The organism is Pseudonocardia sp. Ae505_Ps2, from assembly GCF_001932425.1.
Classification (GTDB): Bacteria; Actinomycetota; Actinomycetes; order Mycobacteriales; family Pseudonocardiaceae; genus Pseudonocardia.
The window spans coordinates 2,563,092-2,579,314 of record NZ_MCIP01000001.1 but is presented as its reverse complement, the minus strand read 5'-3'; the positions used below and the strand labels follow the sequence as shown (position 1 = coordinate 2,579,314).

Annotated in this window: 11 protein-coding genes; 1 reads left to right on the top strand and 10 read right to left on the bottom strand. The window is 74.8% G+C overall.

The features are described 5' to 3' along the window. Positions 1–78: 78 nt before the first annotated feature. The 10 genes from nirD to Ae505Ps2_RS12365 form a co-directional block, all read right to left on the bottom strand. Positions 79–522, bottom strand: coding sequence for a nitrite reductase small subunit NirD (nirD, locus tag Ae505Ps2_RS12410; RefSeq protein WP_084786256.1), 444 nt, complete (start codon positions 520–522; stop codon positions 79–81). Next, the gene (gene nirB / locus Ae505Ps2_RS12405) at positions 519–3,062 is read right to left on the bottom strand and encodes a nitrite reductase large subunit NirB (protein ID WP_075554218.1); all 2,544 of its coding nucleotides are present in this window, start codon (positions 3,060–3,062) and stop codon (positions 519–521) included. Before nirB ends, nirD begins: the two co-directional genes overlap by 4 nt. Before the next feature lie 11 nt (positions 3,063–3,073). After that, on the bottom strand, positions 3,074–4,513 hold the full coding sequence (locus Ae505Ps2_RS12400) for an FAD-dependent oxidoreductase (RefSeq protein WP_075308131.1): 1,440 nt from the start codon (positions 4,511–4,513) through the stop codon (positions 3,074–3,076). Positions 4,514–4,833: 320 nt separating this feature from the next. Next, entirely contained in the window at positions 4,834–7,026 is a 2,193-nt protein-coding gene (locus tag Ae505Ps2_RS12395) for a molybdopterin oxidoreductase family protein (protein WP_084786255.1), read from the bottom strand. Positions 7,027–7,029: 3 nt separating this feature from the next. Then, entirely contained in the window at positions 7,030–8,403 is a 1,374-nt protein-coding gene (locus tag Ae505Ps2_RS12390) for a nitrate/nitrite transporter (protein WP_083702251.1), read from the bottom strand. 131 nt (positions 8,404–8,534) lie between these two features. Next, on the bottom strand, positions 8,535–9,344 hold the full coding sequence (locus tag Ae505Ps2_RS12385) for an NAD(P)-dependent oxidoreductase (RefSeq protein WP_233147427.1): 810 nt from the start codon (positions 9,342–9,344) through the stop codon (positions 8,535–8,537). 1 nt (position 9,345) lies between these two features. Further along, positions 9,346–10,173 carry a TIGR02569 family protein gene (locus Ae505Ps2_RS12380; protein ID WP_020623762.1) on the bottom strand — a complete coding sequence of 276 codons (828 nt, stop codon included), beginning with the start codon at positions 10,171–10,173 and terminating at the stop codon, positions 9,346–9,348. A 161-nt stretch (positions 10,174–10,334) separates the two neighbouring features. After that, a complete protein-coding gene (locus Ae505Ps2_RS31980) occupies positions 10,335–12,587 on the bottom strand; it encodes a hypothetical protein (RefSeq protein WP_075308133.1) in 2,253 nt (750 codons plus the stop codon). Between the two features lie 297 nt (positions 12,588–12,884). Further along, positions 12,885–14,057 carry an adenylyltransferase/sulfurtransferase MoeZ gene (moeZ, locus tag Ae505Ps2_RS12370; RefSeq protein WP_075554217.1) on the bottom strand — a complete coding sequence of 391 codons (1,173 nt, stop codon included), beginning with the start codon at positions 14,055–14,057 and terminating at the stop codon, positions 12,885–12,887. Positions 14,058–14,118: 61 nt separating this feature from the next. Beyond that, the gene (locus tag Ae505Ps2_RS12365; protein ID WP_075553633.1) at positions 14,119–15,114 is read right to left on the bottom strand and encodes an alpha/beta hydrolase; all 996 of its coding nucleotides are present in this window, start codon (positions 15,112–15,114) and stop codon (positions 14,119–14,121) included. 201 nt (positions 15,115–15,315) lie between these two features. Here Ae505Ps2_RS12365 and Ae505Ps2_RS12360 point away from each other — a divergent pair, with 201 nt between their 5' ends. After that, positions 15,316–16,218: a hypothetical protein gene (locus Ae505Ps2_RS12360; protein ID WP_075553632.1), complete on the top strand. Its 903-nt coding sequence runs from the start codon at positions 15,316–15,318 to the stop codon at positions 16,216–16,218. Positions 16,219–16,223 lie beyond the last annotated feature (5 nt).

The following is a 16,223-nucleotide window of genomic DNA, read 5'->3' as shown; positions in this document are numbered from 1 at the left end:
CGGCCGGCGCGGAGGACGCGCGGAGATGGCCGGGAGCGTCGCGGGTGGTGGTGGGCACGACGGTACGGGAAGGGGTGTTCACCGTAGCCCGACCTGCAACTCCTCGCCCATCACCCGGACCACGAACGCGGGCAGGCTCACAGCGTCGCCCTCGTCGGCACCCGCCAGGCAGCGGCCGTCGCGCAGGGCGAAGACCTGCTTGTACAGCGGCGAGGCGACGGTCGGCTCGCCGCCGCGGTCGCCGACGATGCCGCGGGAGACGACCGCGGCCCCGGTGAACGGGTCGATGTTGCCCAGTGCGTACACCGAGCCGTCGGCGAGACGGAACAACGCGACCTGGGTGTCGCCGACGAGTGCGGCGACACCCCGGCCGGGCTGCAACCGCTCCACCAGGCAGACCGTGAGCCAGCCGGTGGGCTCGGTCCCGGCCGGGGCGGGCGCGGCGGTCGTGGTCGCTCCGGTGCTGGTGGCGATGGTGCTGGCGGTGCTGGTGGTGGTGGACGCGTCGAGCTGGGTGCTCATCGGGAGGACACCTCCGGGAGGCCGATCAGGACGGGCTCGTCGGGACGGCCGGGGGCCGGGACGTTCTGTCCCCGCTCCTCGACGAAGCGGACGGTGGGGTCGGGGGTGTCGGGCGCGTTGACGAAGGACACGAACCGCTCCAGCTTCTGCGGGTCGGCCAGGACGCCGGCCCACTCGTCGGCGTAGGAGTCGACGTGGCGGGCCATCGCGGCGTCGAGCTCGGCACAGATGCCGAGCGAGTCGTCGACGATCACCGCGCGCAGGTGGTCCAGCCCGCCCTCCATCGCCTCGATCCACGGCGCGGTGCGCTGCAGCCGCTCGGCGGTGCGGACGTAGAACATCAGGAACCGGTCGATGGTGCGGACGAGCGTCTCGGTGTCGACGTCGGAGACGAGCAGCTCGGCGTGACGCGGGGTGAAGCCGCCGTTGCCGCCGACGTAGAGGTTCCAGCCGTGCTCGGTGGCGATCACGCCGAAGTCCTTGGAACGGGCCTCGGCGCGCTCGCGCGCACAGCCGGAGACGCCGGACTTGAGCTTGTGCGGGCTGCGCAGCCCGCGGTAGCGCAGCTCCAGCTCGACGGCGAGGCCGACCGAGTCCTGCACGCCGTAGCGGCACCACGTCGTGCCGACGCAGGACTTCACGGTGCGCAGCGACTTGCCGTAGGCGTGTCCGGACTCGAACCCGGCGTCGACCAGGCGTCGCCAGATCGCGGGGAGGTCCTCGACGCGGGCGCCGAACATGTCGATCCGCTGCCCGCCGGTGATCTTGGTGTAGAGCCCGAAGTCGCGGGCGACCTCGCCGATCACGATCAGGCCCTCGGGGGTCACCTCGCCACCGGCGATCCGCGGGACCACCGAGTAGGTGCCGTTGCGCTGCATGTTGGCGAGGAAGTGGTCGTTGGTGTCCTGCAGCGTCGCGCGCTCACCGTCGAGGACGTGCTCGTTGTAGAGCGACGCGAGGATGGACCCGACCACCGGCTTGCAGATGTCGCAGCCCGAGCCGCGGCCGAAGCGGGCGACCAGGTCGGAGAACGACCGGATGCCGGCCCCGGCGACGATCTCGAACAGCTCCGCGCGGGAGTGGTCGAAGTGCTCGCACAGGGCCTTCGAGACCTCGACACCCTGCTGCTCCAGGATCCGGGCCAGCGCCGGGACGCACGAGCCGCAGGTGGTGCCCGCGCGGGTGCACGCCTTCAGCTCCGGCACGGTGTGCGCGCCGTCGGCGATCGCCGCACACAGCGTGCCCTTGGTGACGGCGTTGCACGAGCAGATCTGCGCGGAGTCCGGCAGCGCCGACGCGTCGGGCTCGGCCCCGCCCTTCGAGATGAGGGTGACCGGGTCGTCGGGCAGCCGGGACCCGACCAGCGGGCGCAGCGAGCCGTAGCGCGAGGCGTCGCCGACCAGGACCCCGCCGAGCAGCGTGGACGCGTCGTCGGACACGACCAGCTTGGAGTAGGTGCCCTCGACCGGGTCGTTGACGACGATCTCCAGCGCGCCCTCGGTCGTGGCGTGCGCGTCGCCGAAGCTCGCGACGTCGACGCCGAGCAGCTTGAGCTGGGTGGACATGTCCAGCTCCTCGGGCGTCATCCGGGCCTGCCCGCCGAGCAGCCGGTCGGCGACGACCTCGGCCATCGCGTAGCCGGGCGCGACCAGGCCGTAGGTGCGGCCCTCCAGGGCGGCGCACTCGCCGATCGCCCACACGGCGTCGTCGGAGGTGCGGCAGCGGTCGTCGACCCAGACCCCGCCGCGTTCGCCGACCGGCAGGCCGCAGTCGCGGGCGAGCTGGTCGGAGGCGCGGATGCCCGCGGAGAAGACGACGAGGTCGGCGTCGAGCTCGACGCCGTCGGAGAGCGTTCCGACGAGCCGACCGCGGTCGGCGGACACCGCGGACAGCGACACCCCGGTCCGCACGGCGATGCCCTGGGCGGTGACCAGCCGCTTGAGCAGCGCGCCGCCGCCCTCGTCGACCTGGACCGGCATCAGCCGCGGCGCGATCTCGACGACCTGCGGCGACAGCCCGAGCAGCCGCATCGCGCGGGCCGCCTCCAGGCCGAGCAGCCCGCCGCCGACGACGATCGCCGACGGCCGCCCCTTGCGGGCCGGGTCGTCGGCTGCCGCCGCGGCGGCCGCCTTGATCGCGTCGAGGTCGTCGAGGGTGCGGTAGACGAAGCAGCCGGGCAGATCCTTGCCGGGCACCGGCGGGACGAACGGGTACGAGCCGGTGGCGAGCACCAGCGCGTCGTAGGTCAGGGTGCGGCCGGACGCGGTGGTGACGCGGCGGGCGTCGCGGTCGATCGAGGCCACGGCGTCGCCGAGGTGGTAGGTGACGAGCGGATCGCTGCGCAGCTCGTCGTCGTCGAGGCGCAGCTCCTCCTCCGACTTGCCGTCCACGTAGGAGGACAGGGCGACCCGGTCGTAGGCGCGGCGGGTCTCCTCGCCGAGGACGGTGATCTCCCAGTCCCCCGCCGTGTCACGGTCCCGTACGGCGGCGACCAGGCGGTGGCCGACCATGCCGTTCCCGACGACGACCAGACGACTCATGCTCTGCTCCTTCATGCCGCACTCTCCTGCGGCGGGTCGATGTCGGCCAGCCAATCCCGGATCCCGCAGACGACGTCGCGGCAGCTCCCGCAGCCGGTGGCGGCCCGGGTGCGCCGCGAGAGCGCGTCGACGTCGTGGGCGCCCGCGCGCCAGGCGCTGACCAGGGTGTTCTTGGTGACGCTGTTGCAGCGGCAGACCACGGCGGTGCCCGGCATGCGGACGGGGTCGGTGGCGGAGGACGCCTCCCCCGGCAAGGCCCGGCCGAGCAGCAGCGCGAGCCGGTCCTCGGGGGCCGGGGCGCCGGAGTCGTACAGCTCGGTGATCATGGCCGCGGCGTCGGGGAGCCCCATGAGGACGGCCCCGACGACGCGGTCGTCGCGCAGCGCGAGCACGCCGTAGCGGCCGCGGCGTGGGTCGGAGACACGCAGCTCCTCGTCGCCCGCGGTGGGGTCGCCGAGGGCGGCGAGGTCTATGCCGCGGGCCTTGAGCCGGGTGACCGGGCGGGTGCCGCGGTAGCGCGCTGCCGGGTCGGTGCCGGTCAGCAGGTCGGCGAGGACGGCGGCCTGCTCCCAGCCGGACTGCACGAGCCCGCCCGGGGCACTGGCGTGCTGGGCACAGTCGCCGACGGCGTGCACCCGGCCGTCGTCGGTGGCGAGGCGGTCGTCGACGAGGATCCCGCGGTCGACCGCGAGCCCGGCGTCGGCGGCCAGCCCGGCGTTCGCGCGCACCCCGGCGGCGACGACGACGTGGTCCGCGGCGACCCGGGAGCCGTCGTCGCAGTCCAGGCCGGTGTCGGGATCCCAGGCCTTGGCCCCGACCCCGCAGCGGACGTCGACGCCGAGCCCGCGCAGCGCGGTCGCGAGCACGTCTCCGGCGCCCGGGTCGAGCTGGCGCTCCATCAGGTGGGTGCGCGGGTGCACCAGGGTGACGGCGACGCCGCGTCCGGCGAGCCCGCGGGCGGCCTCGACCCCGAGCAGCCCGCCCCCGACGACGGCGATCCGCGCGCCCGGCACCGCCGCGTCGAGGATGCGCTCGCAGTCGTCGAGATCGCGGAACAGGCTCACACCGCGGGTGGGCACGTCACGGTCGACCGCGTCGGCGAGGCCGTCGACCGGCGGGAGCCAGGCCCGGCAGCCGGTGGCGAGGACCAGTTCGTCGTAGGGGTGGGTGGTGCCGTCGGCGGCGCGGACGACGCGCGCGGCCCGGTCGATCCCGGTCGCCGCGACACCGGTGTGCAGGTCGATGCCGTCGACGACGGGGAGCGCGACCATGGCGGGTCGCAGCCCGCCGGCGAGCACGGTGGACAGCAGCACCCGGTTGTACGCAGGGCGGGACTCCGCGCCGAGGACGGTGAGCGACACCCGCTCGCCGTCGGGGTCGCGCCGGCGGACCTCCTCCACGAAACGGGCACCCACCATGCCGTGCCCGATCACCACCACGCGCCTGCTCATGCCATCGACGGTAGGAACGGGGGGTTACGAGGGGAACGCCCGCCATTGCACGGGCGTTACGAGGTCCTCATTCTCGGCGGGCGCAGACCGTGAGCCGGGACCCCGCACGGGTTCCGCCCACCTCGGCGCCCGTGCCGGGACCGACGAGGCGGGCCGAGGGCGTGCGAGGTGCGGCGGAGCCCGTGCCAGGTGCCGCGGCCACCAGGGGTCCGGCCACCGCGGGGACCACCCGCCATGGGTGATCCCCGGCCCGCGCGGTGATCCACGGTTCGCGCGGTGATCCACGGCCCGCGCGCGTCCGGACGCGCGCGAACGACGGATCAGCGCGCGGACCGGCTCGCTCGGGCGGCCGTTCCGGCCCCCACCGTGAGCGCCGGGGCCAGGCCGTCGGTCGCGACTCCGGCGGTGTCAGCGGCTCCGGCGGCTCCGACGGTGGTGTCCCGCCCGGTCCCGGCGGGTTCCAGCCGCACCGCGGCCACCTTGAACTCCGGCATCCGGCTCACCGGGTCCAGGGCCGGGTTGGTGACGTTGTTCGCCGCCCCCACGCCGCCGAAGTGGAAGGGCAGGAACACCGTGTCCGGGCGCAGCGTGGCGACGCAGCGGACGCGCGCCGTCGTCGTCCCGCGGCGGGACACGACGTCGGCCAGGTCGCCGTCGCCGAGACCGTGCCGGGCGGCGGTGTCCGGGTGCACCTCGACGAACACCTCCGGCGACACCTCCGCGAGCTCGGCGACCCGGCGGGTCTGCGCACCGGACTGGTAGTGCACCAGCACCCGGCCGGTCGTCACGGTCAGCGGGAACCCGTCGTCGACACCCTCGTCCGGTTCGACGTGGTCGACCGGCAGCATCCGGGCACGTCCGTCGGGGTGGCCGAAACGCTCGGTGAACAGCCGCGGGGTGCCGGGATGGTCGTCGGCGGGGACCGGCCAGTGCAGCGCCTCGCCCGCGTCGAGCCGGTCGTAGGACACGCCCGCGTAGTCGGCGATCCCACCGGCCGAGGCGCGCCGCAGCTCGTCGAACACGGTCCGCGGGTCGGCGGGGAAATCCCCCGGCGCGTCGAGGGCCGCGGCCAGCCCGGCGATCACCTCCAGGTCGGTGCGCACCCCGGGCGGCGGGGCGAGCGCACGACGGCGGCGCAGCACCCGTCCCTCCAGGTTCGTCATGGTCCCCTCCTCCTCGGCCCACTGGGCGACCGGGAGCAGGACGTCGGCGCGCATCGCGGTCTCACCGGGCAGCACGTCGGCGACGACGAGCAGGTCCAGCGCGTCGAGCCGCTCGGCGACGGCGCGGGCGTCGGGCGCGGAGACGAGCACGTTCGAGCCGAACACCAGCAGCGCACGCGGACCGCCGGGGCGGCCGAGGGCGTCGAGGAGCTCGACGGCGCTGCGGCCGGGCCCGGGGATCGAGGTCTCCGGCACCCCCCACACCTGCGCGACGTGCGCGCGGGCGGCCGGGTCGGTGATGTGCCGGTAGCCGGGCAGCTGGTCGGACTTCTGGCCGTGCTCGCGCCCGCCCTGGCCGTTGCCCTGCCCGGTGATCGTCCCGAACCCGGAGCCGGGGCGGCCGGGCAGGCCGAGCGCCAGCGACAGGTTGATCCACGCCGCGACGGTGTCGACGCCGTGCGCGTGCTGCTCGGCACCGCGCGCGGTGAGCAGGTAGCGCCGGGTGGACTCCGCGAGCCACCGCACGACGGTGCGCATGTCGGTGGCGGCGACCCCGCAGACCCGCTCCGCGCGCTCGGGCCACCACTGCGAGGCGATCACCCAGACGTCGTCGAAGCCGGTCGTGCGTTCGTCCATGTAGGACAGATCGAGGTGCCCGTCGACGACGGCGGCGTGCAGCATCCCCAGCGCCAGGACCAGATCGGTGCCCGGACGCGGCGCCAGGTGCAGCCCCCCGGAGGCGAGCGCGCGCTCCGCGGTCGGGGTGCGCCGCGGGTCGACGACGACCAGTCGCGCCGCGGTCAGGTGCGACATCAGCGGCGGCATGGTCTCGGCGACGTTCGCCCCGGCGAGGACGACCAGCTCGGCGTCGTCGAGGTCGGTGACCGGGAACGGCAGCCCACGGTCGACGCCGAAGGCCCGGTTGCCCGCGGCGGCGGCCGAGGACATGCAGAACCGGCCGTTGTAGTCGATCTGACTGGTGCCCAGCGCGACCCGGGCGAACTTGCCGAGCAGGTAGGCCTTCTCGTTGGTCAGCCCACCCGCGCCGAAGACCGCGACCGAGTCCGGCCCGTGCTCGGCACGCAGCGCGGCGAGCCTCGCGGCGACGCCGGCCAGGGCGTCGTCCCAGCCGGTCTCGACGAAACCGGTGTCGCGCGAGGCTCTGACCAGCGGCGACGTCAGGCGTTGCGGATGGGTGAGCAGAGCGCCGGAGGTCCAGCCCTTCTGGCACATGCCCCCGGCGTTCGTCGGGAACTCACGGGCGTCGACCTCGCCGGACGGGCCGACCCACTGCCCGCACTGCAGGGCGCAGTACGGGCAGTGGGTGGCGGTCCGGTCGTCCGGACCCACGGTTCAGACCCGGGCCATCGCGGCGGCGTCGGTGCTCCCGACCAGGGCGGGGCGCGGCCGCAGGTAGACGGCCCAGGTGACGCCGATGCACAGGACGTAGAAGACCAGGAAGCTCCAGAACGCGGGCGTGCCGGACTGGACCGTCATGAACGACTGGCGGAAGGCGAGGTTGATGAACAGCCCGCCCAGCGCGCCGACCGCGCCGGCGATGCCGATGACGGCGCCGGACAGCCGTCGCGCGGTGTTGAAGGAGGTCTCGCGGTCCGCGCCCCCGGCGATCGCGACGCGGGCCCGGCCGGTGAAGATCGCCGGGATCATCTTGTAGGTCGACCCGTTGCCGACACCGGACAGCGTGAACAGGGCGATGAAGCCGATGGTGAACAGCGTCAGCGACTCGATCCCCGAGGCGAAGATGATCACCAGGGTGGCGACGGCCATGCCGACGAAGTTCCACAGGGTGACCACGGCGCCGCCGAACCGGTCGGCGAGCTTTCCGCCGTAGGGCCGGATCAGCGACCCGATGAGCGGGCCGATGAAGGTGACCGCGGCGGCCTGCAGCGGCGTCCGGTCGAACTGGTTCTGCAGGACCAGGCCGAAGGCGAACGAGTAGCCGATGAACGACCCGAACGTCCCGATGTAGAGGAACGACATGATCCAGGTCTGGCGGTCGCGGCAGGCCTCGGTGAAGGCGCCGGTGTCGTTGGACATCGCGGCGATGTTGTCCATCCGCTTCCAGGCGAGGAACGCCGAGATGACGATGAACGGCAGGTAGATCGCGAGCAGCACCCGCGGGTAGCCCGCACCGAGGGTGGCGATGACGAGCAGGCCGAGCAGCTGCGCGACCGGCACGCCGAGGTTTCCGCCGCCCGCGTTGAGGCCCAGCGCCCAGCCCTTCTCCTTCTCCGGGAAGAACGCGTTGATGTTCGCCATCGAGGACGCGAAGTTCCCGCCGCCGACACCGGCGACCGCGGCGACGACCAGCAGCGTCGTGTACGACACGCCCGGTTCCAGCACCACCATCGCCAGGATCGTGGGCACGATCAGCAGCGACGCCGCGAAGATCGTCCAGTTGCGGCCGCCGAAGCGGGCGACGGCGAAGGTGTAGGGCAGCCGCAGGATCGACCCGACCAGCGTCGGCACCGCGACCAGGAAGAACTTCTGCGCCGCGGTGAACCCGTACTCCGGCCCCATGAACAGCACGAGGACCGACCAGATCGTCCAGATCGAGAAGCCGATGTGCTCGGAGAAGATCGACTGCCAGAGGTTGCGACGGGCGATGGCCGAGCCGGTCCGCTGCCAGAACCCCTCGTCCTCGGGGTCCCAGTGGTCGATCCAACGGCCGCCGATGCGGCGCCCCGGGGTGGAGGTGGTGGTCACGGATCGGTCTCCTGATCGCCGGCGGTCACGTCGTCGACGACGCTAGGGAGCCACAGTTTCCGACGGGTGGCCTCACGTGACACCCCCGCAACGCTTATCTCACACGGGAGCCGCGACGGCTGTGAGCCGCCTCAGCGCATCGGGACGCCGAGCGGGGCGTCGCAGAACGCGCCGCCCACCCGGTGGTGCACCGGGTCGGCCGGGTCCGGCGGGAGACCGTCGAGCAGGTCCGCGGCGTGGACCTCGGCGTCGTCGCGCGGGTGGTAGCCGATCGCGGCGCCCTCCTCGATCGACCACCAGCGACGGGTGTTGGCCGACACGCCCCACACGACGTGGTGCCCTCGGGTGCCCGGGTCGACCGCCGCCTCGACCAGGCGGGCGGCGTCGTCCGGGGACAGCCAGGTCGCGAGCATCCGGGCGTTCGACGGCCGCGGGAAGCAGCTGCCGATCCGCGCGGAGACCACGGTCAGGCCGAACCGCTCGTGGTAGAGCCTGCCCAGCCCCTCCATCGCGTGCTTGGACCAGCCGTAGTAGGTGTCCGGGGCGTGCCCGACGGTCGCCGGCAGCGGGACGCCGTCGTCGCGGGTGCGGAAGCCCACGGCGTGGTTGCTGGAGGCGAGCACGACGGTCCGCACCCCCGCGGCGACCGCCGCGTCGAGCACGGCGCGGGTCCCCTCGACGTTGACGGCCAGGATGTCGTCCCAGCCCGCCTCACCGCTGATCCCGGCGAGATGGACGACGGCGTCGGCCCCGTCGGTCGCGGCCGCGACCGCGTCCCGGTCGGTCACCGAGCCGGTGCGGACCTGCTCGCCGGGTCCGGCCTGCAGCTCCGCGGTGTCGAACAGGCGCAGGGTCCGGCCGTCGCGGGCCAGCCGGGGACGCAGCAGCGTCCCCATGTTCCCCGCGGCTCCGGTGAGCAGCAGCGTGCCGGGAGCGGACACCTCAGAGCCGGCGGCTGACCAGGCTCGCGACCCGCTCGATCCCGGCCAGCGACTCGGCCGTCGCGTCCGGGTGCTGGGCGTGCAGGGCCAGCCGGTAGAGCACCGCGCGCAGCAGCGACTGCGGCCACTCGGGCAGCTCCGACCAGCGCTCGACCAGCTCCTCGTCGGCGCCGCCCCAGGCCACCGCGTCGACGACGACGACCGCCGCCGCCCACTCCGCGGGCCGCCAGAACGGCACGAGGTCGAGTACCGCGGGCCGCCCCGTCGGGTCGAACAGCATGGCGCCGAACAGCTCGCCGTGCACGACCTGCGGGGTCAGCCGGATCGTGCGGCGGTGCGCGGCGAGCTCGGCGAACAGCCGGCCGCCGGTCTCGGGGTGCAGATCCAGCCGACGCTCGCCGAACGCGGCGGCGGCGGACCGGGACAACAGGTCGTCGCGGTCGTCGAGCAGGCGCGGGCGCAGCACGGTCGCGGTGGCGGCGTGCAGCCGCAGCGAGGCGGCGACGACCTCGTCGTGCCGGGGCTCGGGGACGCCGGGCACGTGCCGGGACGCGGCCCAGCCGCCCACGACCCACCGGCCGTCCGAGCTGCGGACGGGGCGGGCGAGGCGGACACCGTCGACCTCGAGGTTCTCCAGGACCGTCGCCGACCAGGCGGCGACGACGTGGTCGGACACCGGCCGCAGCAGCACCTCCCCGCACTGCCAGGCCCGCTGGCCCGCCCACACGACGGGACGGGGGGACGTCTCACGCACCCCGAAGGCGGTGCGGACGTGCTCGGGCAGGACGCTCGCGGCCGGCGCGGTGGCGAGCGTGCGGGCAGCGGTCACAGCGGGGACGGTACCCGCGCCACCGGCTCACGTTCGTCACGCCACGCCCGAACCGCGCGTCGCGCCACGACCGATCGGGTGAACGGCTGGCCGATCGGGGCTCCCGCACGCACGAGCAGCGTGGCCGGCTCCGTGCGGAGCCGGCCACGGGAGACACCCCACTACCAGGAGCTGCCGCCGCCGGAACCCGACCCGGAGTCCGAGTCCGAGCTGGATCCCGAGTCCGAGCCCGACGACCGCGACCCCGAGTCCGAGTCCGAGGAGGACGACGAGGAGGAGCGGGAGTCGTCCGAGCCGCTGCTCCGCGAGGACTCGCCACGCGACGAACCCGAATCCGACGAACCCGAATCCGACGACGAGTCCCACGACCTCGAGTCCGACGAGGACGAGGAGGAGCCGGACGACCGCGACCCCGAGGACCCGGAGTCCGACGAGCCGGAGTCCGACGACCGGGACCCCGACGAGCCGGGCCCCGACGAGCCCGAGTCCGACGACCGGGACGACCGCGAGCCCGACGACCCCTGGTCGGAACCCCGGTCGGAGGACTGCGAGGCGGACGACCGCGAGCCGGAACCGTCCGAGGAGCCGTCAGACGAGCTGCGCGAGGACTGGCTGGAGCCGGACCCCTCCGACCCGCCGCCGGAGCGCGAACCGGAGGACCCGGTGCGCTCGGCCATCTGCTCGGCCGCCTGCCGGTCGGCCTCCGCCAGCACCGGCGCGGCCGCCTCCGGTCCCAGGGCGGACTCGACATAGGGCCCGGCCACGGCGGTGACGATGCCGCCGGAGCCGCCGGAGCCGCCGCTGCCGCCGGCCCCCTGCGCCCCCGAGCCGGACCGCTCCGTGCCGGCCCCCTCCGACGGCGCGACCGACGAGGGCGCGCTGAGCACGGGCGCGCTGGGCGCGCGCAGGGTGGTCTCCGGCGAGGCGGCCGCGGGCGCGGCGGGTTCCTCCGGCGGAGCAGGGGTGGACGGGCGGGGGGCGTCGTCGGAGGAACCGGAAGCGGAGTCGCCGCCGGAGCGGGCGCCGGCCCCGGGGCCGCTGGGCTTCTTCCCGGTCAGCCCGCTCGCGACGTCGTCGACGCCCTTGCCCACCGACTCGGCGGCATCCCCGACACCCCGTGCGGCGGCGCCGACGCCGTCGCCGAGCTTCTTCACCGGACCGTCGGACGACGCCGGTGCGACCTCGGCCCGGTTCGCCTTCTTCCCCGCGTCGGAACCGGCACCGGAACCAGCGCCCGAACCAGCGCCCTCCCCGGGGCTCGGCGCGCCGCCGGCCAGGTTGGCGACGCCGTCGGCGGCACGGGACACGGCACCGCCCAGCTTCTCCCCCGGCCCCGCGTCCCGGCCGGCTGCGCTGCCCGGGCCACGGGCCGAGGCACCCTCCGGCCCCTCGGCGCGCGGCCGGGTCTCGTCCAGCGGGCCCCGCGGGTCGGGCGGCCCGGCGGTACCGACGTCGGCGCGCTCGCGGTCCCCGCCGGTCTCCCGGCCACCGGCCAGGACCTCGGGGTTGCGGCGCACGCCGGACGGCTCCGGGGGCGCGGGGTCCTCGCCGCGGGCGAGGGCCAGCACGTCGTCGGAGACCTTCTCGGTCTCGTCGCCGTCACCGGGCAGGGGGGCGGTGCGGGCCCGGTCGATGCCGTCGTCGATGGCGGCCAGCCGCTCCGCACAGGCGTCGCGGTTGCGGGCACGCAGGTCACGCTGCTCCTCGAGCGACGCGGCCGCGGCCATCTGGTCGGGGGTCCGACGGGTGGCGGGCGGCAGGGCGGCGACGATCCGGTCCATCTCGGCGAGCTGCTGCTCGGCGGCGGCCAGCGCGTCCACGGCGTCCTGCCGGGAGCTGTAGACCTGCAGCTGGGACTGCAGGGCGGCACGCTGCTGGAGCAGGGTGTCGCGCTGCTGCTGCAGCTTGGCGACCGCGACCGGGGTGCGCTCCGTCTCGTGCGCGGACGCCTGCCAGGTCCGTTCGCTCGCGTTGAGGGTCCCGAGCTTGTCGTCGAGGGCCGCCAGTGCGATCCGGGCCTGTCCGGCCCACTGGTCGGCCGTGCGGTCCTGCGGCACCGGGGTCCCGGTCACCGACGGCGAGGTCGCCAGCGCGTATCCGCCGAGGAGCACGGCCGTCGCGCCGATGAGGGCCAGGGTGCGCCGGTGCCGCAGCGGGCTGCGCGGGACCCGCAACGGTCCGGGGCGGTCCGGGCCCGACGACGCGGCCGGGCTCGCCGCGGCGAGCCGGGTCGACGTCCGCTGGGCGGGCACCGCGGGCTCGTCGACCTCGACGGCCTCGGGCTCGCGCAGCCACGGCAGCGTCTCGGCGAGCTGCTGGTCCCCCGCCGCCTGCGCCGCGGCCCGGCGGGCCTGGCGGGCCGCCAGCCGGTGGGCGGCCGAGCAGTAGCGCCGCTGTGGGCGGTCTCCGGACACGTCTCCGGTGGGCTCCAACGGTGCGTCGCACCCCTGTAGGGCGCATGTGAGCAACGAGTGGTCCACCGAGCGTCCTCCCGATCCTGGCGATCGCGTGCATCCCCATGTCGCGGCGATCGGCGGGAATGTTTCGCCCAACGGGCGAACAGCAGGGTCGAACGGGCCATGTTCACTCGGACGGTCGCGTGCGATCGATGAGCGGTCACCCTGTGCCACATCGGGAACCACGACGGCCGCCGTCCCGGGTGTACCGGTGACGGCGGCCGTCGGTGTAGTGCGGAGCGGGTCGGACCGTGGTCAGCAGGTGGGCTGCGACGGGTCGATCTGCTTGACCCAGGACAGCACCCCGCCGCCGACGTGGACGGCGTCGCGGAACCCGGCCTTGTGCAGCGCGGCGAGGGCCTCGGCGGACCGGACGCCGGACTTGCAGTGCAGCACGACCGGCTTGTCCTGGGCGATCTCCGAGAGCGCGGCACCGGACAGGATCCGGTCCTTCGGGATCAGGACCGAGCCCGGGATCCGCACGATCTCGTACTCGTGCGGCTCGCGGACGTCGATGAGCTGGAAGTCCTTGCCCGCGTCGATCATCTGCTTGAGCTCGCCGACGGTGATCGTGCTGCCGGCGGCCGCGTCCTGGGCCTCCTGCGTCACGGTGCCGCAGAACGCGTCGTAGTCGATCAGCTCGGTGATCTTCGGTGTCTCCGGGTCCTTGCGGATCTTCACCTGACGCCAGGTGGTCTCCAGCGCGTCGTAGATCACCAGGCGGCCGAGCAGCGGCTCACCGATGCCGGTGAGCAGCTTGATCGCCTCGTTGACCATGATCGAGCCGATCGAGGCGCAGAGCACGCCCAGCACACCGCCCTCGGCGCAGGACGGGACCATCCCGGGCGGCGGCGGCTCGGGGTAGAGGTCGCGGTAGTTCAGGCCCTGCCCGTTCGGAGCGTCCTCCCAGAAGACCGAGGCCTGGCCCTCGAAACGGAAGATCGAGCCCCAGACGTAGGGCTTGCCGAGCAGTACCGCGGCGTCGTTCACCAGGTACCGGGTGGCGAAGTTGTCGGTGCCGTCCAGGATCAGGTCGTAGTCCCGGAAGACGTCCAGCACGTTCTCGCTGGTGAGGCGCTCGTTGTGCAGGCGGACGTCGACGAAGGGGTTGACCTCGCGGATCGAGTCGCGGGCCGACTCGGCCTTCGGGCGGCCCACGTCGGACTGCCCGTGGATGACCTGACGCTGCAGGTTCGACTCGTCGACGACATCGAACTCGACGATGCCGAGGGTCCCGACACCGGCGGCGGCCAGGTACAGCAGAGCGGGCGAGCCGAGGCCGCCCGCGCCGACGACCAGCACCTTCGCGTTCTTCAGGCGCTTCTGCCCGTCCATCCCGACGTCGGGAATGATGAGGTGGCGGCTGTACCGCTCCACCTCCTCCTTGGTGAGCTCGGCTGCCGGCTCCACCAGTGGCGGTAGCGCCATCTCGTCCACTCCTCGCGGGTTGCGTGCGGGTCTCAGGGCGTCTCAACGCGCCACGTGCGCGTCATCTTCCCGCACCGGCTCCGACCGGCACCCCGTCCCACAGCGCGGCGACGGCGTCAGCCACCGCCGCGGGTCGCTCGATCTGCGCGACGTGCCCGGCGCGGGGCAGCACCAGCAGCCGCGCCCCGGGCAGCGTGGCGGCCGTCCGCGCGGCCAGCCGCGGGGACACGATGCGGTCCTGCTCCCCCCACACCACCAGCGACGGCACCCGCACCCGGGCCATCCGGCGCCAGATCTCGCGCCCGGCCCACAGCCCGAGGAGACCGCGGGTGGCGCCGTCGGTCGCCGCGCCGGCCCAGGGCAGCGTCGCGCGGTGCTCGTGCTCGGAGATCAGCTCCTCGAGCCGGCGGGTGGAGCCACGCTGCGGGTCGGCGAAGCAGACCTTCACGATCCGCTCGGCCCTGGCACGCAGCGGCTCCTGCGCCAGCGCGCGGCGCGCGCGGCGCCCGAGCAGCGGCACCATGGCCAGCGCCATCCGCGGGTCCGACAGCCGTCGCGGGTCGGGGCGCCGGTCCGGTACCGCGGGCGAGACCAGGGTGAGGCTGCGGACGAGTTCGGGACGGCGGGCCGCCACCGTCGTCGCGATCACGCCGCCGAGGGAGTTGCCGACCAGGTGCACCGGGCGGTCGCGCCCGGCCAGCCAGCACAGCAGCGCGTCCGCCATGCCGTCCGGCCCGAAGTCGGCGACGGCGGTCGGCTCGGACAGCCCGAACCCGGGCAGGTCGACCGACAGGCCGGCGGCCCGCGGCGCGAGGAGCCCGGCGAGGTCGGTCCAGTTCGTGGCCGACCCGGCGAGACCGTGGACGTAGACGGCATCGGCGTCGGCGGAGCCGGGGGTCTCGCGCACGTGCAGGGTGACCCCGCCGGAGGTGACCGCGCGGCCCGGCCACGGCGGGCGTTCCGCCGAGGCACCCGGGGACGTCTCGACACCCGGCGCCGACACCGGGGCGGGCACGGTGACGGGCGAGTGAACGGACATCGACCGGGCGGCGACCATTCGACCAGCATGACGTGTCGCGCACGTCACTCGCCGTGCCGGGTGACGCCCGTCTCGCTGTGATCACCGTCCGCGTCCGGCGCTCCACGGAGCGCAACGTGACGGCCCCCCGGACGTTGTACCCCGTGGACGACGCGACGGAGGAGGTGGGCATGGGGCGGATCGGCCGCGGCCCGGCTCGCCGGGTTCGGCGCCGCGTCGGTGCTGGTGTTCACCGCGGCCTGGACGGCGGGCGGCGCGGTGAGCAGCACGGCGGGCGGCGTTCCGGAGACCCCGACCGCCGGGGCGCCGGGCGATGCCGACCCCGGTGACGTGCGCGGCGACGGCGGTGTCCTCGCCGCCGGCCTGGCCACCGGCGACGCGACGACCGGCGCGGGGGGTGTGCTCACCACCGCGGCCGGCTACACCCTGACCCCGGTCGGGATCGTCTACCCGTGGCGCGAGCCGACCGAGGTCGCCTTCACCGTGACCGGCTCCGACGACGCCCCGGTGACCCGGTTCGACACCCCCTCCGACGGCTCGGGGGTCATGGACGTCGCCGTGCTGCGCCGCGACGTCGCCGGCTACCAGCGGCTGCGCGCCACCCAGGGCCCCGACGGCGTGTGGCGGGCACCCGTGCGGTTCCCCGGCCAGGGCGTCTGGCGGCTCTACGCCGGGTTCACCCCGACCGGCGGCCCGCACCTCGACCTCGGGGCCGACCTGCACGTCCCCGGCACCTACGGCGCCTTCACCTTCCCGGCCGAGAACCGGGCGGGGCTCTGCGGGGGCAGCGACCAGCAGGTCCGCCTCGACGGCGCCCTGGTCCCCGGCGGGGAGTCCCGGCTGTTCGCGACCGTGGGGCGCGACGGCACCCCGGTCACCGACCTCGAGCCCGTCGACGGCGGTGCGTTCGGCCGGATGACCGCGGTCCGCCAGGGCGACCTGGCCCGGTTCCCCGTCCGCCCCGAGATCACCGGCGCGGCCGCCACCGACCGCTCCGGGCCCGGGGTGGCGTTCGCGGTGTCGGTCCCCGCTCCGGGCAGTTACCGGCTGTTCCTCGACTACCGCTCCGGCGGTGTGCTGCGGTCGTGCGAGTTCACGCTCCCGACCGCGCCGGGGAGCTGACGGCG